Raw genomic sequence first — 26,833 nt, forward strand, 5'->3', positions numbered from 1 at the left:
CGGTGTCCTGTCTCCCTGTCCCTGATATCCCATGTGTACGGTATGCGCCTGCGAGCGGTCCGCTGGTGCCGTGCGGGCCTGTTGGTCCCTGATTTCTTGTGTGCGATTATGTTGAGACTGGTGTCGGCCGGACCGTGAGGAGTGGACACCGTTGAAGAAGACCTCGACCCGGCTGGCCGACGGCCGCGAGATCATCTACTACGACCTGCGGGACGACGCGGTGCGCGACGCCGCCGACCGGCGCCCCCTGGGCGGGACGACGACGGCCTCCGAGATCCGCTACGACCCGCTGCTCGCGGAGTGGACGGCCGTCACCGCGCACCGGCAGGAGCGCACCTACCACCCGCCCGCCGACGCGTGCCCCCTGTGCCCGACCCGCGGCGGACATCTGAGCGAGATCCCCGAACCCGACTACGACGTAGCCGTCTTCGAGAACCGCTTCCCCTCCTTCACCGGCGGCCCGGGCCCCGAAGCCGCCACCGGCCCGCCCGGTCTGCTGGAGCACCGGCCCGGCGCCGGCCGCTGCGAGGTCGTCTGCTTCACCCCCGACCACCACGCCTCCTTCGCGTCCCTCACCCCCGAACAGGCCCGGCTGGTGCTGGACGTGTGGACCGACCGCACCGCCGAACTCTCCCAGCGCCCCGGCGTCGAGCAGATCTTCTGCTTCGAGAACCGGGGCGCGGAGATCGGAGTGACCCTCCAGCACCCGCACGGCCAGATCTACGCCTATCCCTTCACCACCCCGCGCACCGCGCGCATGCTCGACTCCGTCGCCCGGCACGCGGCCCGCACCGGCGGGCGCAACCTCTTCGACGACGTCGTCGCCGCGGAAGCCGCCGACGGGCGGCGCGTGGTGTGCGAGAGCGAGCACTGGACCGCCTTCGTTCCGCACGCCGCGCACTGGCCGTACGAGGTGCATCTGTATCCGCGGGAGCGGGTTCCGGATCTGCCGGCGCTGAGCGAGGAGGCGCGGGCGGACTTCCCGGGCGTGTATCTGGAGGTGCTGCGCCGCTTCGACCGCGTCTTCGGCCCGGACGAGCCGCCCACTCCGTACATAGCCGCCTGGCACCAGGCGCCGTTCACACTGCCCGCGCGCAGGCAGCGGCCGGACGGTGCGGGGGACGGTGCGGCGGCGTCCGCGGCCCGCGAGGACTTCGCGCTCCACCTTGAGCTTTTCACCGTCCGACGGACTTCCGGCAAACTGAAGTTCCTCGCGGGTTCCGAATCCGGGATGAACGTGTTCATCAACGATGTGCCGCCGGAGCGCGCGGCCGAGCGACTGCGAGAGGTAGCGAGTGACTGCCAGCCCCCGGGGGTTCTCCCCCTCAGCACACACCGGTAAGTACCTGGTCACAGGCGGTGCCGGATACATCGGAAGCGTCGTCGCCGCCCATCTGGTCGAGGCCGGGCACTCCGTCACCGTGCTCGACGACCTCTCCACCGGCTTCCGCGAGGCGGTCCCGGAGGGCGCCGTGTTCGTCGAGGGGCGGATTCAGGACGCCGCCCGTGTGCTGGACTCCTCGTACGACGGTGTGCTCCACTTCGCGGCCCACTCCCAGGTCGGCGAGTCCGTGCAGGACCCCGGCAAGTACTGGCGCAACAACGTGGGCGGCAGCATCGAGCTGCTGAGCGCCATGCGTGAGGCGGGCGTCCGCAGGCTTGTCTTCTCCTCGACCGCCGCCACCTACGGTGAGCCGCTGAGCACGCCCATCCACGAGGAGGCGTCCGAGGCTCCCACCAACCCCTACGGCGCCTCCAAGCTCGCCGTCGACCACATGATCAGCGGCGAATGCCGGGCGCACGGGCTGGCCGCCGTCTCGCTGCGGTACTTCAACGTCGCCGGGGCGTACGGACGCTACGGCGAGCGGCACGACCCCGAGTCGCATCTGATCCCCATCGTGCTCCAGGTCGCGCAGGGCCGCCGCGACGCCGTCTCCGTCTTCGGCGACGACTATCCGACACCCGACGGCACCTGCGTACGGGACTACATCCACGTCGCGGACCTCGCCGAGGCCCACCTCCTCGCCATGGCCGCGATGACCGGCGGCGGCGAAGGCGCGGACGAGGTGGCCGCGGGCGCCCACCTGATCTGCAACCTGGGCAACGGCAACGGCTTCTCCGTCCGCGAGGTCGTCGAGACGGTCCGCAAGGTGACCGGCCACCCCGTGCCCGAGGCCGCAGCCCCCCGCCGCGACGGTGACCCGGCCCAGCTCGTGGCGGCCGCGGAACGGGCCGTGAAGCAGCTCGGCTGGCGCCCCTCGCGTACCGACCTCGCCGAAATCGTGCAGGACGCCTGGGACTTCACCCAGCGGTACGCGAGCGGGGCCGGCGCCGAATGACGGACGAGCCCCGGACGGACGAGCCCGGTACGGCGGACGAGCCCGGTACGGCGGACGGCTTCCGCGCCGTGTACGGGGCGGCGCCCGAGGGCGTGTGGGCGGCGCCGGGGCGAGTCAACCTGATCGGTGAACACACCGACTACAACGACGGTTTCGTCATGCCGCTCGCGCTCCCGCACACCTGCCGCGTCGCGGCCGCCCGCCGCGACGACGGCGTACTGCGGCTGCACTCGGCCGACGTCCCCGGAGGCGTCACCGAGCTGCAAGTGGCCGGCCTCGCCCCGCTGGGCGCCGCCGGCGACCGCGGCGGATGGGCCGCCTACCCGGCGGGCGTCGTATGGGCGCTGCGCGCTGCCGGGCACCAAGTGGGCGGCGCGGACCTGCACTTCGAGAGCAGCGTGCCGACCGGCGCCGGCCTGTCCTCGTCCGCCGCGCTGGAGGTCGCCACCGCGGTCGCCCTCGACGGGCTGTACGGGCTCGGCCTCGCCCCGCACCGTCTCGCCGAGCTGTGCCGGCGTGCGGAGAACGACTTCGCGGGCGTCCCGTGCGGCGTGATGGACCAGATGGCATCCGCCTGCTGCACCTCCGGGCACGCCCTGTATCTGGACACCCGGGACCTCACCCGCAGACAGATCCCCTTCGACCTCGCGGCGCGGGGGCTGCGGCTGCTGGTGGTCGACACCCGCGTCAAGCACGCCCTGGGCGACGGCGCCTACGCCGAACGCCGCGCGGGCTGCGAGGCGGCCGCCGCCGCGCTGGGCGTGGAGGCGCTGCGCGAGGTCGCGTACGGGGAACTGGCTGCCGCGCTGCGGCGCATCGAGGACGAGGCGCTGCGGCCGCTGGTACGGCACGTGGTCACCGAGAACGAGCGCGTCGCCCGCACCGTCCGCCTCCTCGACTCGGGGCAGACGCACGCCATCGGGCCCGTACTGACCGACGGGCACGCCTCGCTGCGCGACGACTTCGCGGTCTCGTGCGCCGAACTCGACCTGGTCGTCGAGGCGTCGACCGCTAACGGCGCTCTGGGCGCCCGCATGACGGGCGGCGGCTTCGGTGGCTCTGCGATCGTGCTCGTACGGGCGGAGACCGCGGAATCCGTCGCCAAGGCGGTCGGTGAGGCCTTCGCGGCCGCCGGCCACCGGGCGCCACGCGTCTTCGAGGCGGTGCCGGGGCCGGGCGCGCGGCGGATCACCTGAGATCTCCGGAGGATGCCCCGTCCTTCAGGCCGGGGAGGAATCGTTTCCCGTGTAGCGGGGCAGGGAACGGTCTTTCGCTCTCAGGGCGAAAGACCACTTACACGATCGCGTAGGATGCATCGCGTGCGGTGCGAGAACCAAGCCCGTACACGCGCTGAGCGAGAACCAAGCCAGCGCAACCCAATGCTTTCGGGCAACCGGGCAGGTTCCGTCCCGGCTGGTGTTGAGGGAGTAAGACCTTTCGGGTCGCTGACCTGCGGGGCTTCCTGAGCCAGGAATCCCCCTGCTTCAGCAGGGGGAGGGTTCAAAGACGCTTGACGAAGAGTGTGCTGGAGCACCGCCCAGCGCTTAGCCGTGTCCTGGGGTCACCAGGACAGGCTTCAGCCGGGGGAGCGTCCGTGGGTCTCACGGACGCTTCGCTCTGACGCCTCCAGCCGCCTCGAGCGCAGCCCGGAACCGCGCAACTTCCCGTCCACTCGCAGCAGTTCGACGTGCAGCCAGCGCCCCCACGCATTGCCGACGAGGCCGCCGGCGAGCCGCTCGCCCTCGAACGCGTAGACCTCGACGGGAACTTCGGAATCCGCAGCTGTGCCGCGCAGTTGACGCATCACCGGTGAGCTGCGGGAGTTGGACTCGCGTAGCCGTTCGTGAACCAGGCGGCGTCTTGGCTCGTCGGGGTGTACGTCGATGTGGAACATGTCGCTCAGTTCACGCCATGCGCAAGCAGTTTCGCCAATCGGTTTCCGTTGTCATCTCGCGGCCTTACTCTGAGTCGTACGCATTGCACCGGTGGGGGCCGGTGCCAGTCAGGGGCGGGGCGGCCGGTCAGGCCACGCCGGGGCCGCGGTGTTGCCGGCGGGCCGGCAAGGGGCGCGGCGGTGTCCTCCCCACGACACGACCTTCGGTGTGGGAGGGGGGCCCAGCGGGGCGAGGGACCCCCAGCACGCGCATCTCTTCCCTCCGCCACGGGGGTGACGTACCCGCACTGCCAGGGGGCGCCATGCAACGAATCCGTGTGCTGGTGGTCGACGACCACCGCATCTTCGCCGAGTCCCTGGCCGCTGCGCTCGCGGCCGAGCAGGACGTAGAGGTGGCCGCGGCCGGCAGCGCGCAGGCCGCGCTGCGCTGCCTGGAACGGGGCGCCGCCGACGGCCGCCGCTTCGACGTGCTGCTCGTCGACGCGGACCTCTCCGCACCGGCGACGGCACCACCCGTACCGGCACCGGCACCACCCGCACCGGCGACGGCGACGGCACCTGGCGTGGGTGCGGCCGCTCAGGGTTCCGTCCCCGCCGCGCCGAACGGCGCCAATTGGGCGCTGCCGGCCGCCGTTCCGCCCGGTGGCGCCTCCAACGGGCCTACGGTGGTGCCCACTTCGGGTGCGGGCGCCCCCCTCCGTCTCTCCGGCGGCCAGAATCCCGCCGCACCGTCAGGCGGCAAGGCGGCACTGTCCGATACCGGCACGAATCCCGGAGGCATTCCACTCGTCGGCCGCGTGCGCAGCGAACACCCCGCGGTGCGCACCGTGGTGCTCGCCGAGCGTGACGACCCGCGGCAGGCCGCATCGGCCCTGCAGGCCGGAGCCGGCGGCTGGGTCGCCAAGGACTGCTCGCTCTCCCGGCTGCTGCAGGTCATCCGCGGGGTGCTGAAGGACGAGACGCATCTGCCGCCCGCGCTCCTGACCGGCGTACTGAAGGAGCTGACGGCCTCCCGCAAGCACCGCACCGAGAGCGAGCGCCTCGTGGAGTCGCTGACCCCGAGGGAGCGGGAGGTGCTGCGCTGCATGGTCGCCGGGCTGGGCCGCAAGGCCGTCGCGGAGCGGCTGTATCTCTCGCCGCACACCGTCCGTACGCACATGCAGAACGTGCTGGGCAAACTCGGCGTCCACTCGACGCTCGCCGCGGTCGCGCTGGCTCGCCGCGCGGGCGTCGGCCCCGTCGACCTGGAGCCGAGCGCCTCACGCTGAACGGCCTGTCGCGTGGGCCTACCGGGAGCCGTCCGGACTGGAGCCGGCGGCGCCGGCCGTGGTGCCGGCTCTGGTGTCGGCGGCGCTGCCGACGGCGGCGGGGACGTTCCGTGCCGGTTCAGCCAGGTGCCGCTGGAGCAGCCGGTGGCGGAACTCGTAGTAGCCGTTCATCTGCCGCAGCACCCCCCGCTCCCGCGCGTCCTCCACGAACGCCATCAGCCGTCGCGGCGTATCCCCGCGTACGGCCAGCCAGCCGCGGGTGACCACGAACCGCCCCCATGAGCTGGACCCGATCGCCATCAGCCCGAGCCCGGTGGCGCTGAGCAGCGCACCGGCGGCGGCCCCCATCAACGCTTCGACGGCGGTGGGCAGTTGGTCGATCAGGGTGACGTCGTCGAGCTGCGGTGTACGCCTGCCGTCCTTGATGGACGCACCGAGGTAGGCCCCGGTGAGGGCCCCGGCAACGGCGCCGGCCAGCCATGCGTAGAGCACCGCGGAGCGGTCGGAGCGGAGCAGGGTGGCAGGGGTGACGGCCTCCATCGGGTCGCTGGGTTCGCTGAAGTAGCGGGCGGCGGCGTACGTGATGCCGGTCAGGACGCCGCCGATCACGGCGTACTGAGGTTTCTCGTACAGGAACCAGACGATCACCGCGCAGGCGGCGGCGCCCACCGCTCCGAAGCCGAGCACCCGCTGCAGTGCGTGCGAGGACGGCGGCCGTACGGACCGGAGCCGGGGCTTGGCACGGCGCGGATCGTCCTGGGGCACCAGTTCCACCACGGGCGCGCCGACCAGCGCGGCGCCCAGCCCGATCCACAGGCCCAGGAGCGGACGTCCGAAGAGGGCGAAGAGCGCGATCGCCGCAGCCGAGCAGCCGATCGCCGCGTTGACCAGGGCCACCGCCAGATACACCCACCGCGGCACCGCCCGGTGCAGCTGCCACCAGGCCAGTCTGCCGGTGGCGGAGTCGACGTTGCGGGCGAGGAAGGTCAGATGACGGCGGGCCTCGTCCGCATCGTCGTCACCGCGCCGATAGGCCCGGGTGACGAACGCCCCGAGCAGATGCTGTTTGATCCGCTCCTCGGCTCCCGGCCCGGTGGCCGTGAGCAGCTCTCCGGGCAGCGAACCGCCGAGCGCCACGAGCAGGGAGAGCATGAACGGCGTCTCCAGCGCCTGCGCCAGCGGTCCGTACGGCCGGTCGGCAAGGGCGGATGCCAGCGGCTCCATGACCGTCCCCGGACCCGCGGTCTCCAGGACTCCGCGGGCCTCGTCCGCACGCAGCGGCTGCAGCCGTACGACGAGCGCCTCGCTCAGCACCCCGTCGGCGTCCAGCCGGTCGAAGTCGGCAGCGCGGCAGGTCAGGATGAAGGACCGGCCCTCCAGCTCGTCCTCGATACGCCGCAGTGCGGCGGCCGGGTCGCAGACCTCGTCCAGTCCGTCGAGAACGGGCAGCACGTGGTGCTGGACGAGCTTGCCGGCGATCCGGTGGCTGCGCGTCTGGTCGGCGAGGGCCGGATAGTCGGTGTTGAGCTCGTCCGCCATCCAGTCCATGAGCGGACGGGCCGGGTTCCAGGAGGAGAGCCGGAAGAGCACGGGGACGGCCGGCCCCGCCGGTTCGGCGAGCTCCACCGTGGCCAGTACGCAGACCGCCGTCTTGCCGGCTCCCGGCTGCCCCGTCACCACAAGCCGGGACAGGCTGCCCTCGCGGGCGTTCCGGGTGAAGGCTCCCGTCAGCTGATCCAGTACGCCCTCGTCGGGCAGTTCGGCGGCCAGCCGCGAGACCCGCTCCGAACCGGCCTGTCGCCGCCACCGCACCGCCATCCGGCGCTCCGAGAACAGGCCGCGGTGGCGGCTCTCCTCTGCCCAGTCCCTGGCCACCTTCCGCGCCAGCGCCGGCACCGCCTCGTCCAGCGTGGCAGGCGGACGGCGGCCGGCCTGCAGCACCGTCGTCACGATGGTGGCGACGGTGAGTACAGGGGGGACGAAGGAGGCCCACACATCCAGCGCCTTCAGATCACCGCTCATGACACCCCGTACGGCCATCCCCACTGTGGCCACCAGGACGACGGCGAGCGCCGTGTAGAGAACCGCCGTGAGCGCGCGCCGGGCCCTCATGGGCGCTTCCCCGGTCCGGCCGGCGGGAGGGCGTCCGCTCCGCGGGAGAGGAAGGCCAGCACGGCGGAACTCCGGGCGGCGGGGCGGCGCGCCAGCCGGCCGAAGACGGGGAGCCTGCGGCCGACCCACGACTTGAGAAGCAGGAAGTAGAGCATTCCGCAGTACGGTCCGGCGGACCGGCCGCCGTAACTCGCCACCAGCCGCGGCCTCATGGCGCGCAGTCGCCCCGCGATCTGCGGCAGGGTCAGCACGCCGAGGGTGGCGAGGGTGGTCACGCCGTGCGCCCGGTCGAGGTCGGCGTCCATGTAGTCGTCGAGGGACTGCAGGGCCTCGCCCAGATCCATGGCGAGTTCCCGTTCGGCGGTCTCCAGGCCGGGGTTGACGATGCCGCAGAGAATGAGGTTGGCCGCCCTGCCCTTACCGCGGGTGATCTTCTCGAGTACGTCGACGGGGACGTCCGCTTCGCGCTGGCGGCGGGAGAGGACCTGGTATTCGTGCAGCGAGACGAGCGCCATGAACATCGACTCGTCGGGGGTGTGGCCGAGTCTGCGCTCGATCTCGTACACCAGCCGCCCGAGGAGCAGTTCGGCCTCGGAGCCCGCTGTGAAGGGGCGGTTGCCCAGCAGGTCGGCGAGGCGGGCGTCAACCGAGCGGTCGGCGTCGCCGTCGATGATGTCGTCGTAGAGCCGGGTGACGGCTCCGGCCAGGACGGCGACGTCCGGTCGGGGCCCGCGTCCGGTCAGGCGGGCGTAGGCGAGCATGGCCAGGCCGAACTTCACGCTCATCGCGCGCAGGGCCCGGCCGGCTCGGTCGCGCTCGCCCGGGTCGGTGAGGGTCCCGCTCAGGAACGGTGCGACGACCTGCTCGTACGCCTCAGTGAGTCCGGGCAGCGAACGGTATGCGGCCACAGCGGCCGAAGGTAACCCGGTGGCCATCCGCAGCGAGCGGAGGAGCGCACCGATCTCCGTGAATCCCCGCGCCGCCATCCGCCCCCCTCGGCCAAAGAATCCGAGAGTGCCACAACGGTGAGCAGGCGGTAAACACCTCGGTGAGCCGGTCAGAGCGAGGTCTTGTACACGCTCCAGCCGCCGTCCACGACGAGGCTCGTGCCCGTGACGTACGAGGCGTCGTCGGAGAGCAGGAACGCGATGGCGGCGGCGACTTCGTCCGGGTGCCCGTAGCGGCCCGCGACGGTCTGCTCGGCCGTGCGCCGCGCATCCTCCTCGCTGGTGCCCTCCCAGGCGCCGGTGACGATCGGCCCGGGCAGCACGCTGTTGACGCGGACCTGCGGCCCGTAGTCGACGGCGAGTTGGCGGCCCAGCCCTGTCAGGCCGGCCTTCGCCGCCGCGTACGCGGGACGCTCGCGCAGGCCCACGAGCGCCTGCACGGACGAGGTCAGCACGACGGCGCCGGCGCGGGCGCGGAGATCTTCCAGGCACGCGCGTAATCCGAGGAAGGCGCCCGTCAGATTCACGCCCAACTGCGCCTGCCAGTCCGAGAGTGGGAGCTCACCGGCCGGCCCGGGCAGCATCAGTCCGGCGTTGCTCACCAGCCCGTCGACCGGCCCGAAACCGTCGTGCGCGGTGCGTACGGCCCTGGCCCAGGCGGGTTCGTCGGTGACGTCGCCGAGCACGAACGCGGCGCGGGCGCCGGCCGCGGTGATCTCACGGGCGGTGCGGTGCCCGTCGTCCTCGTCGTTGTCGAGGATGACCACGGCAGCGCCCTCGTCGGCCAGCCTGTGAGCCGTCGCGGCCCCGATACCCGCGCCACCGCCGGTGACAAGGACGGTGCGTCCAGTGAATCGATTCGAATGACGTCCGCCCATGCACGGATGCTACGGGCTGCGCGGCGCGCATCGCAGCGGGGCACTCCGGGGCGGGCCGCACCGGCGCAACAGTTCTCGCCCGGTGGTGAGTTCCCTCCGCGCCGCGGCACGTCCTTCTTCGAACAGCGGCCGCGACCGGCCGAGTTCACGGGGACTGCCGGGGAGCCACCGACTCGACGCCGGTGTCGGTGCGCTCGCCCAGCGGTCGTCCGGAGCCCGGTCAGCCGGGGATGTTGTCGAACGGTGCCGTCAACTGCCGCAGCAGCGAGGCCAGTTCGCCGCGCTGCGCCGAGGAGAGCCCGGCGAGGAGCGCGCGTTCCTGGTCGAGCAGCCCGGCCAGGGCGCTGTCGGCCCTGTCGCGGCCCTCAACCGTGAGCCGCACCAGTACGCCGCGCCGGTCGCTCGGATCGGGCCGGCGTTCGACGAGGCCTTTCTTGGCGAGCCGGTCGATGCGGTTCGTCATCGTCCCCGAGGTGACGAGCGTCTGGGTGAGGAGCTGCCCGGGTGAGAGCTGATACGGGGTGCCCGCGCGGCGCAGCGCGGTCAGGACGTCGAACTCCCAGGGCTCCAGGTTGTGTTCGGAGAAGGCGATCCGGCGTGCGCGGTCCAGATGCCGCGCGAGTCTGCTGACGCGGCTGAGCACCTCCAGCGGTTCCACGTCGAGGTCCGGGCGCTCGCGGCGCCAGGCTGCCACCAGTCGGTCGACCTCGTCCTCCATGTGATCAGTGTAGTAGTTGTGTCGACATGAAGTCTCTTGACATCGAGATACATCGGTTGGAGGCTGCCACCATGACGTCATCCGTGTGGGACCCGCATCAGTACGAACGTCACTCCGGGCACCGCAACCGCCCGCTGGCCGACCTGCTCGCCCGCGTGCCCGCACTGCGCGAGGACGAGACCCCGCGCATCGCCGACCTGGGATGCGGACCCGGCGGCCCGTCCCTGATGCTCGCCGAGCGCTGGCCCGCCGCCCGCATCACCGGCTACGACAACTCCCCGGCCATGCTGGCCGAGGCCCGCGCCCACGCCGGTGACACGCCCGCGGGCGGCAGCCTCGAATTCACCTACGCCGACCTCTCCACGTGGAGCCCCGAGGGCGGCGAGCGGTTCGACCTGATCTTCTCGAACGCGGCTCTCCATTGGGTCCTCCCTGCCGGAGGCAAGGGACGGGTCCTCCCCGGAGGCAACGGACGATCTCCCGGCCCTGCCCCCGCTCACACGGCTCTCTTCCCGGCCTGGGTCGACGCCCTGCCGCCCGGCGGCGTGCTCGCCTTCCAGGTCCCGGGCAACTTCGACGCCCCGAGCCACACCCTGCTGCAGGAGCTGCGCAACTCGCCCCGCTGGCGCGGGCGTCTGGCGTCCGCGTCGCGTATCGGCTCCGTACTCGACCCGCCGGAGTACCTCGCCCGGCTGGACTCGCTGGGCTGCGAGACGGACGCCTGGGAGACCACGTACGCGCAGCTGCTGAGCGGTGAGGATCCCGTCCTGGACTGGGTCAAGGGCACCGCCCTGCGTCCCGTCCTCACGCTGCTCGCGGACGACCCGGAGGCGCAGGCCGCCTTCCTCGCCGAGTACGGCCGGCTGCTGCGTGAGGCCTATCCGCCGCTGAGCGGCGATCCCGGGCGGGGGACCGTCTTCCCCTTCCGCCGCGTCTTCGTCGTGGCGGTGAAGCGGTGACGCGCCGACGCCCGGCGGAGGAACCGGAGCCGCCGCCCGGGACCGCACCCGGCTCGTCCGGTACGTCCGTTCCGCCCGGTGCGTCCGGCCCGTCCAGCTGGATCGACTCCCTCGACCATGTCCAGCTCGCCGCCCCGCCGGGCTCCGAGAACGCCCTCCGTACGTACTACGCGGACACTCTCGGCATGACGGAGATCCCCAAGCCGCCGGCCCTCGCCGCACGCGGCGGCTGCTGGTTCGCGGCGGGCTCCGCCGTACTGCACCTGGGAGTCGAGGAGGACTTCCGGCCCGCGAGGAAGGCCCATCCCGGCATCCGCGTACGCGGCATCGACGCCCTCGCCGCCCGTCTCGCCGGCGCCGGGGCCCCCGTCACCTGGGACGCGGACCTCCCCGGCCACCGCCGCTTCTACTCGCAGGACCCGGTCGGCAACCGCCTGGAGTTCCTGGAGCCCGAGGTCAGGGAGTGATGTCCGGCAGGGCGTGATGACCAGCGTGCGGGGGTCCCTGCCGCGTCGGTCACGGCTCAAGTACGCGCCTGCGAATACCGGTTGCCCGCCCCTGCCGGCCTCCGTATGGTGCCGCTTCTGCCCAGCCGGAGGGACTTCCCGCATGAGCCATCTGTACCCGCCCGTCGAGCCCTACGACCAGGGAATGCTCGACGTCGGCGACGGCAACCGCGTCCACTGGAAGGTGTGCGGCAACCCGGAGGGCAAGCCCGCCCTCGTCGTGCACGGCGGACCGGGATCGGGCAGCGGCACCGTCGCCCGGCGCCGCTTCGATCCCGGCCGCTACAAGGTCGTCCTCTTCGACCAGCGCGGCTGCGGGCGCAGCACCCCGCACGCCGCCGATCCGTCCACGGACATGCGTCACAACACCACCGGCCATCTGATCGCCGACATGGAACTCCTCCGTGAACACCTGCGCATCCAGCGGTGGTTGCTCTTCGGCGGCTCCTGGGGATCCACCCTGATCCTCGCCTACGCGCAGCAGCACCCGGGCCGCGTCTCGGAGATCGTCATCCCCGCCGTCACCACCACCCGGCGGTCCGAGACCGAGTGGCTCTACCAGGGCGCCGGCCGGTTCTTCCCCGAGGAGCGGCACCGCTTCGCCGCCGCCGTGCCGGAAGCCGATCCCGAGGCGGGCCTCCCCGGCGTGCTCGCGGCGTACGCGAAGCGCATGGCGCACCCCGACGCCGCCGTACGGGCGGAGGCAGCCGGCGAATGGTGCCGCTGGGAGGACACGGTGCTCTCCATGGAGGCCCAGGACGGCGCCCCCAAGACGTACGGGGACCGGCCGCCCGAAGCCCGGCACGCTCTGGTCCGAATCTGCGCGCACTACTTCTCGAACGGCGCCTGGCTGGAGGAGGGAGCGCTCATACGGGACGCGGGGCGCCTCGCCGGCATCCCCGGTGTCCTCATCCACGGGCGCTTCGACATGGGCGGCCCGCTGAACACCGCCTGGGAACTGGCCCGGGCATGGCCCGGTTCACGTCTCGTCGTCGTCGAGGACGCGGGACATCTCGGCAGCGACAGGACGAGCGCGGAGATCCGCACCGCCCTCGACGGCTTCGCTGTGCGATGACGCTCCAGGCCGAGCCGAGCCGAGCCGAGCCGAGCCGAGCCGAGCCGAGCCGAGCCGAGCCGGGCCGGAGCGACGAGCCGTCCCGGCAGGTCAGCTGCGCCGGTGGCCTATCAGGCGCGGCTTCGCTTCCAGCCCGTCCAGGCCGTGCCACGCCAAGTTGACCAGGTGGGCGGCGACTTCGGCCTTCTTCGGCTTGCGGACGTTCAGCCACCACTGCCCCGTCAGGGCGACCATGCCCACCAGCGCCTGCGCGTACAGCGGCGACAGCTTCGGGTCGAAGCCGCGGGACTTGAACTCGCGGCCCAGGATGTCCTCGACCTGGGTGGCGATGTCGCTGATCAGCGACGCGAAGTTGCCCGTCGACTGTGCGACGGGCGAATCGCGGACGAGGATGCGGAAGCCGTCCGTGTAGAGGTCGATGTAGTCCAGCAGCGCGAACGCCGCCTGCTCCAGCAGCTCCCGCGGGTGCCCGCCCGTGAGGGCACCCGTCACCATGTCCAGGAGCTGCCGCATCTCACGGTCGATGACGACCGCGTAGAGACCTTCCTTGCCGCCGAAATGCTCGTAGACCACGGGCTTGGAGACGCCCGCCTTCGCAGCGATCTCCTCGACGGACGTGCCCTCGAAGCCCCGTTCGGCGAAGAGGGCACGTCCGATGTCGAGCAGCTGTTCGCGACGCTCCTTGCCACTCATCCGGCGGCGGGCGGCGCGCTTCTCCTTCTTGGCGGCCCTGGCCGCTCTTGCGGGCTTCGCGGTGCTGTCATCCGTCGGCACAGGCTCCATCATGCCGCTTGGCGGGACTGCTCCTTGCGGCGGGAGTCGATACGCGAACGGGCCGGCCAGCGCACGTCGTACGCCCAGCCCGCCAGCTCCAGCCAGCGGATGATGCGCGCGCTGGAGTCGAGCTGGCCCCGCTCCACGCCGTGCCTGGCGCTGGTGGGGTCGGCGTGGTGCAGGTTGTGCCACGACTCACCGCAGGACAGGATCGCCAGCCACCACACGTTGCCCGATTTGTCACGGGACTTGAAGGGCCGCTTGCCCACCGCGTGGCAGATGGAGTTGATCGACCAGGTGACGTGGTGCAGCAGCGCCACACGCACCAGCGAACCCCAGAAGAACGCCGTCAGCGCACCCTGCCAGGACATCGTCGCCAGGCCGCCGATGACGGCGGGCAGCAGCAGCGACACCGTCGTCCACAGCACGAACTGCCGTGAGACGGCCCGGATCGCCGGGTCCTTGATCAGATCGGGTGCGTACTTCTGCTGCGGCGTCTGCTCTTCGTCGAACATCCAGCCGACGTGCGCCCACCACAGGCCCTTCATCAGGGCCGGGACGGACTCGCCGTAGCGCCACGGCGAATGCGGGTCGCCCTCGGCGTCGGAGAACTTGTGGTGCTTGCGGTGGTCGGCGACCCAGCGCACCACCGGACCCTCGACGGCCAGCGAACCCAGGACGGCGAGCGTGATGCGCAGCGGCCGCTTCGCCTTGAACGAGCCGTGCGTGAAGTAGCGGTGGAAGCCGATCGTGATGCCGTGGCAGCCGATGAAGTACATGGCGGTGAGCAGGCCGAGATCCAGCCAGCTCACTCCCCAGCCCCACATCAGCGGCACCGCCGCGAGCAGCGCGATGAAGGGGACGACGATGAAGGCCAGCAGCGCGACCTGCTCCACCGAGCCGCGCTTCTCACTGCCGAGCGTCGCCAGGGCGGCGGGGGAATCCGGGGCGGTGGAAGCGGTCTCGTTCTGGGCGTCGGGGGAGGTGTCGAGTACGTCCGGGGGGCTTGTGGTCATAGATGTCCCTTGTCAGAGCGGTAAGGGGCTTCTGCGTCGTGCACTTTCTCGTCTCGTGCCCACGCAAGTCCTACGGAACCGTAACCTACGGCTTCGTAAGTATGGCAGCCCTCACAGGCGTAGCAAGTGGGGGCATGGGGGAGACGAGTGCGTGCTCACCCATCGGACGGCACACCGGGCGGAAGGCCGCCCCCGCATATCCTGGGGAGCGTCGGACAGCGCGGTCCGTGATCTGCCCGAAGCAAAATGCTGCAAGGAGCCGCACCTGTGAGCAGTGCCGATGTGAGCCGAGCCGAGACCCGCCACCAGCAGGGCGGAAACGGGTCCGGGGCCGGCACCGGACCCGTCTGCGAGACAGCCGCCGAAACCGAGGCGACCAGCGCGCTGCGCGCCGACATCCGCCGCCTGGGCGACCTGCTGGGCGAGACCCTGGTCCGCCAGGAAGGCGCCGAACTGCTCGACCTCGTCGAACGCGTACGGGCACTGACACGCAGCGACGGCGAGGCGGCGGCGGCACTGCTGGGCAGGACCGACCTGGAGACCGCCACCAAGCTGGTGCGGGCCTTCTCCACGTACTTCCATCTGGCGAACGTCACCGAGCAGGTCCACCGCGGCCGCGAACTGCGTGCCCGCCGCGCCGCCGAAGGCGGCAACCTCTCCCGCACCGCGGACATGCTCAAGGACGCCGACCCGGCACACCTCGCCGCGACCGTGCGGAACCTCGGCGTCCGGCCCGTCTTCACCGCGCACCCCACCGAGGCCGCGCGCCGCTCCGTCCTCACCAAGCTCCGCAAGATCGCCGAACTGCTCGAACACACCGACAGCGACGACCGGCGCCGCACCGACCTGCGCCTCGCCGAGAACGTCGACCTCGTGTGGCAGACCGACGAGCTGCGCGTCGCACGCCCCGAACCCGCCGACGAGGCCCGCAACGCCGTCTACTACCTGGACGAACTGCACCGCGGCGCCGTCGGCGACGTACTCGAAGACCTCGCCGCCGAACTCGACCGGGCCGGCGCGCCCCTCCCCACCGGCACCAGGCCCCTCACCTTCGGCACCTGGATCGGCGGCGACCGCGACGGCAACCCCAACGTCACCCCCGACGTGACCTGGGAAGTCCTGCTGCTCCAGCACGAACACGGCATCACCGACGCCCTCGAACACATCGACGAGCTGCGCGGCGCCCTCTCCAACTCCATCCGCAACAGCGGCGCCACCACCGAACTGCTCGACTCCCTCAGCCGCGACCTGGACCGGCTGCCCGAGATCAGCCCCCGCTACAAGCGCCTCAACGCCGAAGAGCCCTACCGCCTCAAGGCCACCTGCGTACGGCAGAAGCTCCTCAACACCCGCGACCGGCTCGCCGCCGGCGCACCGCACGCCGCCGGGCGCGACTACCTCGGCACCGGCGAACTCGTCGACGACCTGATGCTGCTGCAGACCTCGCTGCGCGCACACCGCGGCGAACTCGTCGCCGACGGCCGCCTGGAACGCGTACTGCGCACGCTGGCCGCCTTCGGTCTCCAGCTGGCCACCATGGACGTACGTGAGCACGCCGACGCCCACCACCACGCCCTCGGCCAGCTCTTCGACCGCCTCGGCGAGGAGTCCTGGCGCTACATCGACATGCCCCGCGACTACCGGCAGCGCCTCCTCGCCAAGGAGCTGCGCTCCCGCCGCCCCCTCTCGCCCTCGCCGGCGCCGCTGGACGCGGCGGGCGCGAAGACCCTCGGCGTCTTCAGCACCGTCCGCAAGGCGCTGGAGACCTTCGGGCCTGAAGTCATCGAGTCCTACATCATCTCCATGTGCCAGGGCGCCGACGACGTCTTCGCCGCGGCCGTGCTCGCACGCGAGGCCGGCCTGGTCGACCTGCACGCCGGCTGGGCGGACATCGGCATCGTCCCGCTGCTGGAGACCACCGACGAGTTGCGCATCGCCGACGAACTCCTCGACGCGATGCTCTCCGACCCCTCCTACCGCAAGCTCGTCTCGCTCCGCGGCGACCTGCAGGAGGTCATGCTCGGCTACTCCGACTCCTCCAAGTTCGGCGGCATCACCACCTCCCAGTGGGAGATCCACCGCGCCCAGCGGCGGCTGCGCGACGTCGCACACCGGCACGGCGTACGGCTGCGGCTCTTCCACGGCCGCGGCGGCACCGTCGGCCGCGGCGGCGGCCCCACGCACGACGCGATCCTCGCCCAGCCCTGGGGCACCCTCGAAGGCGAGATCAAGGTCACGGAGCAGGGCGAAGTCATCTCCGACAAGTACCTCGTGCCGTCGCTGGCCAGGGAGAACCTGGAGCTGACCGTCGCCGCCACCCTGCAGGCGTCCGCGCTGCACACCGCGCCCCGCCAGTCCGACGAGGCGCTCGCCCGCTGGGACGCCGCCATGGACACCGTCTCCGACGCCGCACACGGTGCATACCGCAGCCTCGTCGAGGACCCCGACCTGCCCGCCTACTTCTTCGCCTCCACCCCCGTCGACCAGCTCGCCGAACTCCACCTCGGCTCCCGGCCCTCACGCCGCCCCGACAGCGGCGCCGGACTCGACGGACTGCGCGCCATCCCCTGGGTGTTCGGCTGGACGCAGTCGCGGCAGATCGTCCCCGGCTGGTACGGCGTCGGCACCGGACTGAAGGCGGCACGCGAGGCCGGGCTCGACGGAGTGCTCCAAGAAGCCCACGAACACTGGCACTTCTTCCAGAACTTCCTCGCCAACGTCGAGATGACCCTCGCCAAGACGGACCTGCGCATCGCACAGCACTACGTCGACACCCTCGTGCCCGACGAACTCAGGCACGTCTTCGACGCCATCCGCGCCGAACACGACCTGACCGTACGGGAAGTGCTGAGCATCACAGGGGAACGCGAACTGCTCGACGCCAGCCCCGTACTGAAGCAGACGTTCGCCATCCGCGACGCCTACCTCGACCCGCTCTCCTACCTCCAGGTGACGCTGCTGCACCGGCAGCGCGCCGCCGCCGAACGCGGCGAGGAGCCTGACCAGATGCTCAGCCGCGCACTGCTGCTGACCGTCAACGGCGTCGCCGCGGGACTGCGCAACACCGGCTGACGGGCACGCTCACCGGACGGCGACGATCGTCACGGACGACGGCGCGGCCGTGGCGGGAAGAAGGCCCTTCCCGCCACGGCCGCGCCGTACGGCTGTCCTGCCGCTGCCGTACAGACTGCCGTACGGCTGCGTACGGCTGCGTACGGAGCGTCTCCTCAGAACGTCAGCAGCGCCCACGAGGCACCCATGAGTGCCACGCCGAGCAGCCCCAGCACCAGCGCCGTGCGCTTCATCCGCATCCCGCCCACGAACACCAGCGCCGCAAGCACCAGCGAACCCCCGAACGGCAGCGCGCCGTGGAGCGCACCCGACGGCCCCGTCCGTACGGCCTCCTCCGTGCCCGGACGCAGCGCCACCTGAAGCCGCTCACCCTCCTTGCCGGAAGCGGACTCGGCGACCTTCACCTTCTTCGGCTGCGAACTGCCGCCGGAGGCCGGGGTGAACGTTCCGGCACACACCTCTTCGCCGCACTCCGCGATCCGCACCGTGCCCCGCGCATCGCCCGTCAGCGCGGGCCCCGCCGTCTGCCACGACGTCCAGCCCCCGGCGACGAGCAGCAGCAGCGCGATCAGGGTCAGGACGATGTTGCGCGTCAGCAGCAGCACCCCGAACATGCTCTCCCCGGCCCGGCGAGAACGGCTGCGCTTCTTTGTGACCCTGCTCGTGGCGGAGGACGTCGAGGAGGACATGGCCGAGATCCTTGGGCAAACCGCCCGGAGGGTCAACCTCCGCATCCTGCTTGGACCGTAAAAGGCGGATGCGCCCGGCTCCTCCCCGGCAGCACGGTCGGTACGGGGCCTTCGTCCCTGTTCCGGGGCAACCCCCGGGCGGAGCTTACGAGTTGTACGTGCTCTGCGCCCGCTCCAGGCCGTCCAGCACCAGTGACTCCACCGCATCCGCCGCACGGTCCGCGAAGTAGTCGAGCTCCTTGCGCTCCGCGGCGGAGAAATCCTTCAGTACGTAGTCCGCCACCGGCATACGGCCAGGAGGCCGGCCCACACCGAACCGCACCCGGAAATACCCCGGCCCCAGCGACTTCGTCAGCGACTTCAGCCCGTTGTGGCCGTTGTCGCCGCCGCCCTTCTTCAGACGCAGCACCCCGAAGTCGATGTCCAGCTCGTCGTGCACGACGACGATCCGCTCCAGCGGCACCTTGTAGAAGTCGCGCAGCGCCGTCACCGGACCACCCGAGAGATTCATGTACGACATCGGCTGCGCCAGGATCACCCGGCAGCCCGACGCCGAACCCGGCGCCCCGAAACGGCCCTCCAGCACACGCGAACGCGACTTGTGCGCCTTGAACTTCCCCCCGATGCGGGAAGCCAGCAGATCCGTGACGGCGAAGCCGATGTTGTGCCGGTTGCCCTCGTAAGCCGGCCCGGGATTGCCCAGCCCGACGACCAGCCAGGGCCCCGGCGCGCCCGTACCACCCGTATCACCCGTACCGGCAACAGTCGTCATGTGTGCGGTCCTTCAGCGTTCGGCATGCGGCATGCAGGGTTCGGCATGCAGGGTTCGGCATGCAACGTCGGCATGCAACGTCGGCGTGCGGCGTTCAGCAGGAGCGGAACAACTGCCGCCGCGCTCCACCCGGCCATGCAGCCAGGGAACGCGGCGGCAGTCGGAAACAGACCCGGTACCCGGAAGGACCGGATCACTCAGGGGCGACCTCGCTCGGGGCCTCCGCCTCGCCCTCGGTCTCCTCCTCGGCAGCCGGCTCCTCCGCCTGGGCCGCGAGAACCTGGATCACGACATCGCTCTCGTCGACCGTCAGCGTCGTGCCCTTCGGCAGCTTGATCTCGCCGGCCGTGACCGAGTCACCCGCGTCCAGACCCTCGACGGACACCGTGACGGACTCCGGAATGTGCGTGGCCTCGGCCTCGACCGGAAGCGCCACCAGCACGTGCTCCAGCAGATTCTGCCCGGGAGCCAGTTCGCCCTCGACGTGGATCGGAATGTCCACGCTGACCTTCTCACCGCGGCGCACGACCAGCAGGTCCGCGTGGACCAGGAAGCCGCGGATCGCCTCACGCTGAACGGCCTTCGGAATGACGAGCTGCTTCTTGCCCTCGACATCCAGGTGGATCAGCACGTTCGGCGTCTTCAGCGCCATCATCATGTCGTAGCTGGGCAGAGCCACGTGGACCGGGTCCTCGCCGTGACCGTAGATCACCGCGGGAATCTTCTCCTCGCGGCGCAGACGACGAGCAGCGCCCTTGCCGAACTCGGAACGGATACTCGCGGAAAGATTGACGTCAGCCATGCTGCGCTCCTCGCACTCGAAACGGATCCCGCATCTGGGGTGTCACTCGGTCCGTCCACGACAGACCGGCCACGCCGCAGAGCCGGCCACGGACGGAACGCCGTGCGAACCCTGGCGAAGAGCGCGCGTCGATAACGGATGAGCCGGGACCGTACGACCAGCGCACGAACACGGCCTCCCTCGCCGAGCGACACCGGGAGTCTACGCGGCGACGCAGGCCGTGCGGAAATCGATCACGAAGCGGGAGACCTGGCTGCCCCGACGACGCGGCAGGACGACGCGGCAGGACTAGCGGCAGTACGACGCGGCCCGGGCGTGCACCCGCCCGGGCCGCCCCTCCTCACGCCTGCTCGTCGAAGAGGCTCGTCACCGAACCGTCCTCGAAGACCTCACGCACCGCGCGGGCGATCGTCGGCGCCATCGACAACACCGTGATCTTGTCCAGATCCTGCTCACCCGGCGTCGGCAGCGTGTTCGTGAAGACGAACTCACTCACCTTCGAATTCTTCAGCCGGTCCGCCGCGGGACCCGACAGCACACCGTGCGTCGCGGTGACCATGACGTCCTCCGCGCCGTTCGCGAACAGCGCGTCCGCCGCCGCACAGATCGTGCCGCCCGTGTCGATCATGTCGTCCACCAGGACACACACCCGGCCCTCGACATCACCGACCACCTCGTGCACCGTCACACGATTCGCGACCTCGGGATCACGGCGCTTGTGCACGATCGCCAGCGGCGCACCCAGCCGGTCCGCCCACCGGTCCGCAACCCGCACACGGCCCGCGTCCGGCGAGACCACCGTCAACTTGTCCCGGTCCACCTGCTCGCCCACATAGTCCGCGAGAACAGGCAACGCGAAAAGATGATCCACCGGACCGTCGAAGAAACCCTGAATCTGATCCGTGTGCAGATCCACCGTGAGAATCCGGTCCGCACCCGCCGTCTGCAGCAGATCCGCCATCAGCCGCGCCGAAATGGGCTCCCGCCCCCGGTGCTTCTTGTCCTGACGCGCATAGCCGTAGAACGGGACGATCACCGTGATACTGCGGGCCGAAGCACGCTTCAAAGCATCGATCATGATCAGCTGCTCCATGATCGACTTGTTGATCGGAGCCGTGTGGCTCTGCATCAGAAAGCAGTCGGCGCCACGCGCGGACTCCTGGAAGCGGACATAGATCTCGCCGTTCGCGAAGTCGAAAGTCTTGGTCGGGACCACACCGATACCCAGCTGATCCGCAACCTCCTCCGCCAGCTCGGGGTGGGCGCGGCCGGAGAAGAGCATCAACTTCTTCTCGCCGGTCGTCTTGATCCCGGTCACTGCACCGTCTCCTTGAGTTCCGCGGGGCGTGCGTGTCACTTAACCGTACGCCCCGCCCTACAGCCCCGCGTACCCGGCTGGAGCCGTCGCCGCTCGTCAGCCACCCCGCGGACCCTCGGCGCCCCCCGGGTCCGGCGCCGGCACGGCACCCTCCGAAGCGCCTTCCGCCGCGCTCTCCGCCGCCTGAGCCGCCGCGCTTCCCGGCCTCTTGCGCGCCACCCAGCCCGCGATATTGCGCTGTTGGCCGCGCGCGACCGCGAGCGAACCCGGCGGCACATCCTTCGTGATGACCGAACCAGCCGCCGTATAGGCGCCGTCCCCGACAGTGACCGGCGCCACAAACATGTTGTCCGCGCCCGTCTTGCAGTACGAACCGATCGACGTGCGGTGCTTGTTCTCACCGTCGTAATTCACGAACACCGTCGCAGCACCGATGTTGGTGTGATCGCCCACCGAGGCGTCACCCACATACGAAAGATGCGGAACCTTCGAACCGTCGCCGATCTTCGCGTTCTTGATCTCCACGAAACCGCCGGCCTTCGCCTTCGCACCCAGCTTCGTACCGGGCCGCAAATACGTGAACGGGCCGACCTTCGCGCCTTCGCCGATCTCCGCACCTGACGCCACCGTGTTGCTCACCGACGCACCCGCACCCACGGCCGTATCCGTCAACTGCGAATTCGGGCCCACCTCACAACCCGTGGCCAGATGCGTCGCACCCGACAACTGCGAACCCGGAAGCACCGTCACGTCCTGCTCGTACGACACCGACACATCCAGCCACGTCGACGCCGGATCGACCACCGTCACCCCCGCGAGCATCGCCCGCTCCAGCAGACGGCCGTTCAGCAGACGGCGCGCTTCGGCAAGCTGCACCCGGTTGTTGATCCCGAGGATCTCCTGGTGATCGCCCGCCACCGACGCACCCACACGGTGCCCGGCGCTGCGCAGGATGCCGAGCACGTCCGTCAGATACTCCTCACCCTGACTGTTGTCCGTACGCACCTTGCCGAGCGCGTCCGTCAGCAGCTGGGCGTCGAAGGCGAACACCCCGGAATTGATCTCCGTGATGGCCAGTTGCGCGGGCGTCGCGTCCTTGTGCTCGACGATCTCCGTCACCGCGCCGCTCTCCGGATCGCGCACGATGCGCCCGTAACCCGTCGAGTCCGGCACCTGAGCCGTCAGCACCGTGACGGCGTTGCCGTCCGCGGCATGGGTCCCGGCCAGCGCCTGAAGCGTCTCCCCGGTCAGCAGCGGGGTGTCCCCGCAGACGACGATCACCGTCCCGTCGAGCGCCACGCCGCTGCCCGACAGCTCCTCCAGGCCCATGCGGACGGCATGGCCGGTGCCGTTCTGCTCGTGCTGCACCGCCGTACGCACATCGGCGTCCACCTCGGCGAGATGCGCGGTCACCTGCTCGCGCGCGTGACCGACCACGACGACGAGGTGCTCGGGGGAGAGGCTGCGGGACGCGGCGACGACATGGCCGAGAAGGGAACGGCCGCAGATCTCGTGCAGAACCTTGGGCGTCGCCGACTTCATACGGGTGCCCTCACCCGCTGCGAGTACGACGACGGCTGCCGGGCGGTTGGCGCTCACGGGGGTGCCCTTCGGCTACGGGGTCAGGGGGAACACCCGCAGGATACCGGTGGGTTACGGAGGGCCTCGGATCCGGACACGAGAGCGGCCCCCGACCTCGGGGAGGCCGGGGGCCGGGATTCGAACCTTGAGCTCCCCTGCCAGGACTCGAACCTGGAATGGTCGGACCAAAACCGACAGTGTTGCCAATTACACCACAGGGGATAGCAAAGCAGTCAAAACGGACATTGCGCCAGCTCCGCTGCAGCGCCCTCTACTATGCCCGACCACCAGCCTTCGATGCGACGGTACAGATCAGCACCTTGCAGCACGCGGACCACAAGGCACCCGCGATAGTCGGCTCCCACATTCTTGCGTACCGTCTTCGGGTTGTGCCGCTTGAGGGTGGTCTTGCCGAAGGCCTGCCGGTCGGCCCCGACGAGATCCGCCCAGTAGCTCTCGGCTCCCGCCACGTCCGCGGACTCGTGAATCATCACGGAGAAGCGCAGGCGGTCGGGTGCGACTTCGAGCAGCTGCAGCCAGGCCAAGTAGACCCTGATCATGTCCGGGTCGCTGTTGATGAACGTGACGGCTTCGCTGAGCCTGTACGGCTTGCTCTTCGCCCCCTCCGCCCAGTAGAGGCCCACGCCCAGTACGAACAGATCCCGCGTGCTCAGGCAGCCGAAGTCCCGCTTTGCCCGCTCGGTCGACTGCTTGCGGGTCAGGTCCCGCTCGCGCCGGTACGGCTCCCACCGCGTCTCGGCCATCCTGCGCGCGTGCTCCACGGAGCGTCGCGGTGTCGGGAGGTCCCGTACCCACAGGGACACGGAGCTTTTCGCCACCCCCAGCTCCGCCACGATTTCGTCGTACGTCCTGCCTGCCCGTCGCAGTTCCCGGGCGCGGGCCTTCAGTTCGGGTTTCGGTTGCACCATGCCGGAAGCTTGCGCGAGGTCCGCGGGGGTGTGCGGTGGAAACAGGGACTATTCACCAGTTCGAGCGGGGAACGGGCGTTTTCGTTGCGCATCCCGCCCGCGGTTGCTGTTGAGCGGAATGTTGGGTTCCGGCGACGGAGTGTTCGGGTCCTGTACGAGTCGGAAAAGAGCTTGGCGCCCGGTCGTACGCTGGTCGGTATGACCGAGACGGGGGATAGGGAGACCGTCGGCGGGCCATGGTGGTGGAAGCGCCGGCGGAGTGCCGTGCTGGACATCACCCTCGGCCTGATTTCCGCTGTGGAGTGCGCCGTACAGGGCGTGGACTTCGCAGACGAGGCCGGGCTGCCGGCGGCGTCCGGTGTGGTTCTGGGGCTGGTGGCGGGGTCCACGCTGGTGCTGCGGCGGCGGTGGCCGATCGCGGTCGTGCTGGTGTCCATCGCGCTGTCGCCGGCGGAGATGGGGTATCTGCTCGGCTTCATCGGGCTGTACAGCCTGGCGGTCGCGGCCGATGTGCCGCGCCGGATCACTGTGCTGCTGACGGGCATGCAGGCGGCCGCCGCCGTGATCATCACGGTGATACGGATGCATCAGAGCATCGGCCAGGACGCCGGGTTCAATCCGCCGGCGTGGTTCATCCCCTTGATGTCCGTCGTGGTCGCGATCGGGCTGACGGCGCCGCCGGTGCTGATGGGCCTGTACGTGGGTGCGCGCCGGCGTCTGGTGGAGTCGCTGGAGGAGCGGGCGGACGGCCTGGAGCGGGAGTTGGCGCTGCTGGCGGACCGTGCCGAGGAGCGGGCGGAGTGGGCGCGCAGCGAGGAGCGGACGCGGATCGCGCGGGAGATGCACGACGTGGTGGCGCACCGGGTGAGCCTGATGGTGGTGCATGCGGCCGCGCTGCAGGCGGTGGCGCTGAAGGACCCGGAGAAGGCGTCGAAGAACGCGGCCGTGGTGGGTGACATGGGGCGGCAGGCGCTGACGGAGCTGCGGACGATGCTGGGGGTGCTGCGTTCGCACGAGGAAGGGCCGGAGGGTTCGGATTCCGGTTCTGGCTCCGGGGGCGCGTCGGTGCGGTTGGCGGAGTTCGCGGTGGCTGCGGCGGGGTCGGCCAGGGACGACGGGGGTGGGCGGGGCCGGGAGGGGGCGTCGCGGGAGGCCGGTGTCCTGGGCGGTCCGCGCGCGGGTGCGGGTGCTGCCGGTGCGGGGGCCGTGTCCGGCCCGGCTGGTCCGCCTGGTCCGCGTGGTTCCCATGGCTCGCACGGTTCGGCCGGGGCTGCGGCGGAGGAGAAGGGGGCGGGTGAGGGGCCGTTCCTCTCGGGGCTGGATGCGCTGGTGGGGCAGTCGCGGGAGGCGGGGATGTCCGTCGAACTCTCGGTGGACGGTTCGTCGCGTGGTTACGGGGCGGGGGTGGAGCAGACCGCGTTCCGTGTGGTGCAGGAGGCGCTGACGAATGTGCACAAGCATGCGCCCGGTGCCCGTACGAGGGTGCGGCTGGCGCATCGCGAGGGGGAGGTCGCAGTGCAGGTGGAGAACGAGCGTCCGGCGGACGGCGACGGTGCGGGCGGTGCGGGGCTGCCGAGTGGCGGCAACGGCCTGGTGGGGATGGAGGAGCGGGTGACGGCGCTCGGCGGGGGGTTCGTGTCGGGGCCGACGGACGCCGGGGGTTTCCGGGTGTCGGCGGTGATTCCGGCGGGGCGGTCGGCGGCTGCCGGGCCGGACGGAGCGGGTCTCCGGTAGCTCGGGGTCCGGTAGGGCTGCCGCGGCGGCCGGGCGGCGCCGGGCCGTTTCCGGGGGGCTGGTCCCGGAAAAGGGCGCAGGGTCGGTTCGGGCCGGCTCGGTCGGGACCGGCTCGGTTCAGAGGCCCGCTGGAGAGGCTGACGGGTCTGGGCCCGTGGCGGCGTCGAGCGGTCTGGTGAGCCGTTCCGGCCGGCTGCCGGTGAGGAGTGCGGCGAGGGCGGTGTCGAAGTCGCGCCCGAGGTACCAGTCGCCGGTGTGGTCGAGGCTGTAGACGCGTGCGTCGGTGTCGATGGCGAGGAGGGCGGCGTCGGCTCCGTCGGTGCCGAGGGGGCAGATCTGGGTGCGCAGCGCGCGGCCGAGGTCGGCGAGGGTACGGGCGGCGTGGAGGGCGTGCAGGGGGTCGATGTGCACGCCGGAGGGGGCGATGTTGCGGCCGGGTCCTGTCGGGGCGATGGGCAGGTTGCCGAACTCGGCCCAGACCTCGACGGCGGCGGGGAAGACGGCGTGCCGGTGGCCGCCGGGGGAGACGTGGCCGCGCAGGGCGTCGGCCCATTCCTCGGCCTGGCGCATGTCCCACCGTCCCGGCTGCCAGCCGGCGGTGCGCAGCGCGTCGTCGACGGCGACGGGGAAGCGGGTGGTGGAGGTGCGCCGGTCGGGGGGCCGGTTCACCGGGGGGCCTTTTCGCCTGCGGTTCCGGGGTCGACTGTGCGTACGCCGAAGTGGGCGAGGAGTGCGCCGCATGCGCGGCAGGGCGGGGCGTAGCGGCCGTGCAGCGGGTCGCCGTGTTCGCGGATGTGGCGGGCGGTGAGTTTCGCGTTCTTGAGGGCGCGCCGGGCCTCGCTGTGGGTGAGGGGCCGGGGTTTGGCGCTGCCTGTACGGCGGCTGCCGCGCTTGGCAGCGCGCGCGGTCTCGGTGGTGGTGAGGTAGCGGGAGACCAGGACGGTCTCGGGGCAGCGGCCGGTATGGCGGGCGCGGTTCTCGGTGCTGAGGGTGTCGAGGAAGTCCTGCACGAGGGGGTGGGGTGCGGGTGGCTGGTCGCCCTTGTTCCCGGTGGAGGTGAGGGTGCTGCCGCGTACGGAGAGGGCGGCGGCGACCGCGGGCAGGATTCCGTCGCGGCGCTCGTGGAGCGGGGGTGTGGCGTCGTCGGGTGCGGTGGTGGTCCAGCCGACGCGGGGGTCGTCGTGCGTGCGGGGCGTGCCCGTCGCGGTGGGTGTGGCGGTTGCGGCCGGCGTGGCCGTTGCGGCCGGTACGCCCGCGCTGTCCGTACCGGCCGGGCGTGCCGGTGCGGTGGACGCCGGGGAATTGAGCGACGCGGTGTTCATGTGGTGGTTCCTCCCCGCACGGCCCCTTCTGCCGTTTGTGTCGTGGTGTGTGCTGTGTGCCGGGCCAAGTATGCAGTGTGGGGGGCGAGTCGATCATGCCAGTGGGCATGCCATGGGGATGTGATGGT

At 71.1% G+C, this 26,833-nt stretch carries 24 protein-coding genes and 1 tRNA gene; 9 read left to right on the forward strand and 16 right to left on the reverse strand.

Annotated elements, in window-relative coordinates; genetic code table 11:
* The first annotated feature begins 151 nt into the window (after nt 1-151).
* From galT to galK, 3 genes are read left to right on the forward strand one after another with little or no spacing between them, the layout of a single operon-like run.
* Nucleotides 152-1,342 (forward strand): galactose-1-phosphate uridylyltransferase, encoded by a 1,191-nt coding sequence (gene galT / locus ACSMXX_RS20065; RefSeq protein WP_473180083.1) that lies wholly within the window; start codon nt 152-154, stop codon nt 1,340-1,342.
* Nucleotides 1,296-2,339: a UDP-glucose 4-epimerase GalE gene (gene galE / locus ACSMXX_RS20070; RefSeq protein ID WP_473180084.1), complete on the forward strand. Its 1,044-nt coding sequence runs from the start codon at nt 1,296-1,298 to the stop codon at nt 2,337-2,339. Before galT ends, galE begins: the two co-directional genes overlap by 47 nt.
* The gene (gene galK / locus ACSMXX_RS20075; protein WP_473180085.1) at nt 2,336-3,535 is read left to right on the forward strand and encodes a galactokinase; all 1,200 of its coding nucleotides are present in this window, start codon (nt 2,336-2,338) and stop codon (nt 3,533-3,535) included. The genes galE and galK overlap by 4 nt, the downstream gene beginning before the upstream one ends.
* 380 nt (nt 3,536-3,915) lie before the next feature.
* On the opposite strand, the gene ACSMXX_RS20080 is transcribed toward galK, so the two are convergent.
* A complete protein-coding gene (locus tag ACSMXX_RS20080) occupies nt 3,916-4,233 on the reverse strand; it encodes a GNAT family N-acetyltransferase (protein WP_473180086.1) in 318 nt (105 codons plus the stop codon).
* Nucleotides 4,234-4,535: 302 nt separating this feature from the next.
* Here ACSMXX_RS20080 and ACSMXX_RS20085 point away from each other — a divergent pair, with 302 nt between their 5' ends.
* Nucleotides 4,536-5,501, forward strand: coding sequence for a LuxR C-terminal-related transcriptional regulator (locus ACSMXX_RS20085; RefSeq protein WP_473180087.1), 966 nt, complete (start codon nt 4,536-4,538; stop codon nt 5,499-5,501).
* 18 nt (nt 5,502-5,519) lie between these two features.
* On the opposite strand, the gene ACSMXX_RS20090 is transcribed toward ACSMXX_RS20085, so the two are convergent.
* From ACSMXX_RS20090 to ACSMXX_RS20105, 4 genes are all read right to left on the reverse strand, one after another.
* Nucleotides 5,520-7,613 carry an NACHT domain-containing protein gene (locus ACSMXX_RS20090; protein WP_473180088.1) on the reverse strand — a complete coding sequence of 698 codons (2,094 nt, stop codon included), beginning with the start codon at nt 7,611-7,613 and terminating at the stop codon, nt 5,520-5,522.
* Nucleotides 7,610-8,521 carry an isoprenoid biosynthesis enzyme family protein gene (locus ACSMXX_RS20095; protein WP_473180089.1) on the reverse strand — a complete coding sequence of 304 codons (912 nt, stop codon included), beginning with the start codon at nt 8,519-8,521 and terminating at the stop codon, nt 7,610-7,612. Before ACSMXX_RS20095 ends, ACSMXX_RS20090 begins: the two co-directional genes overlap by 4 nt.
* Nucleotides 8,522-8,670: 149 nt before the next feature.
* Complete coding sequence (locus ACSMXX_RS20100) at nt 8,671-9,438, reverse strand: SDR family NAD(P)-dependent oxidoreductase (RefSeq protein WP_473180090.1); 768 nt, start codon at nt 9,436-9,438, stop codon at nt 8,671-8,673.
* 220 nt (nt 9,439-9,658) lie between these two features.
* The gene (locus ACSMXX_RS20105) at nt 9,659-10,156 is read right to left on the reverse strand and encodes a MarR family winged helix-turn-helix transcriptional regulator (protein ID WP_473180091.1); all 498 of its coding nucleotides are present in this window, start codon (nt 10,154-10,156) and stop codon (nt 9,659-9,661) included.
* Nucleotides 10,157-10,227: 71 nt separating this feature from the next.
* Between ACSMXX_RS20105 and ACSMXX_RS20110 the strand changes: the two genes are divergently transcribed.
* From ACSMXX_RS20110 to pip, 3 genes are all read left to right on the forward strand, one after another.
* Complete coding sequence (locus ACSMXX_RS20110; RefSeq protein WP_473180092.1) at nt 10,228-11,115, forward strand: methyltransferase domain-containing protein; 888 nt, start codon at nt 10,228-10,230, stop codon at nt 11,113-11,115.
* A 101-nt stretch (nt 11,116-11,216) separates the two neighbouring features.
* Nucleotides 11,217-11,582 carry a VOC family protein gene (locus ACSMXX_RS20115; RefSeq protein ID WP_473184873.1) on the forward strand — a complete coding sequence of 122 codons (366 nt, stop codon included), beginning with the start codon at nt 11,217-11,219 and terminating at the stop codon, nt 11,580-11,582.
* 142 nt (nt 11,583-11,724) lie between these two features.
* Nucleotides 11,725-12,696, forward strand: coding sequence for a prolyl aminopeptidase (gene pip, locus ACSMXX_RS20120; RefSeq protein WP_473180093.1), 972 nt, complete (start codon nt 11,725-11,727; stop codon nt 12,694-12,696).
* A gap of 90 nt (nt 12,697-12,786) precedes the next feature.
* On the opposite strand, the gene ACSMXX_RS20125 is transcribed toward pip, so the two are convergent.
* Both ACSMXX_RS20125 and ACSMXX_RS20130 read right to left on the reverse strand, forming a co-directional pair.
* The gene (locus ACSMXX_RS20125) at nt 12,787-13,482 is read right to left on the reverse strand and encodes a TetR family transcriptional regulator (protein WP_473180094.1); all 696 of its coding nucleotides are present in this window, start codon (nt 13,480-13,482) and stop codon (nt 12,787-12,789) included.
* Nucleotides 13,479-14,486 carry an acyl-CoA desaturase gene (locus ACSMXX_RS20130; protein WP_473180095.1) on the reverse strand — a complete coding sequence of 336 codons (1,008 nt, stop codon included), beginning with the start codon at nt 14,484-14,486 and terminating at the stop codon, nt 13,479-13,481. Before ACSMXX_RS20130 ends, ACSMXX_RS20125 begins: the two co-directional genes overlap by 4 nt.
* A gap of 267 nt (nt 14,487-14,753) precedes the next feature.
* Here ACSMXX_RS20130 and ppc point away from each other — a divergent pair, with 267 nt between their 5' ends.
* The gene (gene ppc, locus ACSMXX_RS20135) at nt 14,754-17,558 is read left to right on the forward strand and encodes a phosphoenolpyruvate carboxylase (protein ID WP_473180096.1); all 2,805 of its coding nucleotides are present in this window, start codon (nt 14,754-14,756) and stop codon (nt 17,556-17,558) included.
* Nucleotides 17,559-17,713: 155 nt separating this feature from the next.
* Here ppc and ACSMXX_RS20140 read toward each other — a convergent pair whose 3' ends face one another.
* The 7 genes from ACSMXX_RS20140 to ACSMXX_RS20170 all read right to left on the reverse strand — a co-directional run bounded on the left by ACSMXX_RS20140 (nt 17,714) and on the right by ACSMXX_RS20170 (nt 23,649).
* Entirely contained in the window at nt 17,714-18,247 is a 534-nt protein-coding gene (locus ACSMXX_RS20140; protein WP_473180097.1) for a hypothetical protein, read from the reverse strand.
* Between the two features lie 145 nt (nt 18,248-18,392).
* On the reverse strand, nt 18,393-19,019 hold the full coding sequence (pth, locus tag ACSMXX_RS20145) for an aminoacyl-tRNA hydrolase (protein ID WP_473180098.1): 627 nt from the start codon (nt 19,017-19,019) through the stop codon (nt 18,393-18,395).
* Nucleotides 19,020-19,212: 193 nt separating this feature from the next.
* Nucleotides 19,213-19,821: a 50S ribosomal protein L25/general stress protein Ctc gene (locus ACSMXX_RS20150; RefSeq protein WP_473180099.1), complete on the reverse strand. Its 609-nt coding sequence runs from the start codon at nt 19,819-19,821 to the stop codon at nt 19,213-19,215.
* A 340-nt stretch (nt 19,822-20,161) separates the two neighbouring features.
* Nucleotides 20,162-21,139 carry a ribose-phosphate diphosphokinase gene (locus tag ACSMXX_RS20155; RefSeq protein ID WP_473180100.1) on the reverse strand — a complete coding sequence of 326 codons (978 nt, stop codon included), beginning with the start codon at nt 21,137-21,139 and terminating at the stop codon, nt 20,162-20,164.
* A 96-nt stretch (nt 21,140-21,235) separates the two neighbouring features.
* Nucleotides 21,236-22,738, reverse strand: coding sequence for a bifunctional UDP-N-acetylglucosamine diphosphorylase/glucosamine-1-phosphate N-acetyltransferase GlmU (glmU, locus tag ACSMXX_RS20160; RefSeq protein WP_473180101.1), 1,503 nt, complete (start codon nt 22,736-22,738; stop codon nt 21,236-21,238).
* Between the two features lie 132 nt (nt 22,739-22,870).
* Nucleotides 22,871-22,942, reverse strand: a tRNA-Gln gene (locus tag ACSMXX_RS20165).
* 11 nt (nt 22,943-22,953) lie between these two features.
* On the reverse strand, nt 22,954-23,649 hold the full coding sequence (locus ACSMXX_RS20170; protein ID WP_473180102.1) for a hypothetical protein: 696 nt from the start codon (nt 23,647-23,649) through the stop codon (nt 22,954-22,956).
* 198 nt (nt 23,650-23,847) lie between these two features.
* Between ACSMXX_RS20170 and ACSMXX_RS20175 the strand changes: the two genes are divergently transcribed.
* Complete coding sequence (locus tag ACSMXX_RS20175) at nt 23,848-25,383, forward strand: sensor histidine kinase (protein WP_473180103.1); 1,536 nt, start codon at nt 23,848-23,850, stop codon at nt 25,381-25,383.
* A gap of 117 nt (nt 25,384-25,500) precedes the next feature.
* On the opposite strand, the gene ACSMXX_RS20180 is transcribed toward ACSMXX_RS20175, so the two are convergent.
* Nucleotides 25,501-26,052 carry an SUKH-3 domain-containing protein gene (locus ACSMXX_RS20180; protein WP_473180104.1) on the reverse strand — a complete coding sequence of 184 codons (552 nt, stop codon included), beginning with the start codon at nt 26,050-26,052 and terminating at the stop codon, nt 25,501-25,503.
* Entirely contained in the window at nt 26,049-26,705 is a 657-nt protein-coding gene (locus tag ACSMXX_RS20185) for a YwqJ-related putative deaminase (protein ID WP_473180105.1), read from the reverse strand. The genes ACSMXX_RS20180 and ACSMXX_RS20185 overlap by 4 nt, the downstream gene beginning before the upstream one ends.
* Nucleotides 26,706-26,833: the final 128 nt, after the last annotated feature.

The sequence above is a fragment of the Streptomyces sp. DSM 116795 genome (assembly GCF_055792905.1).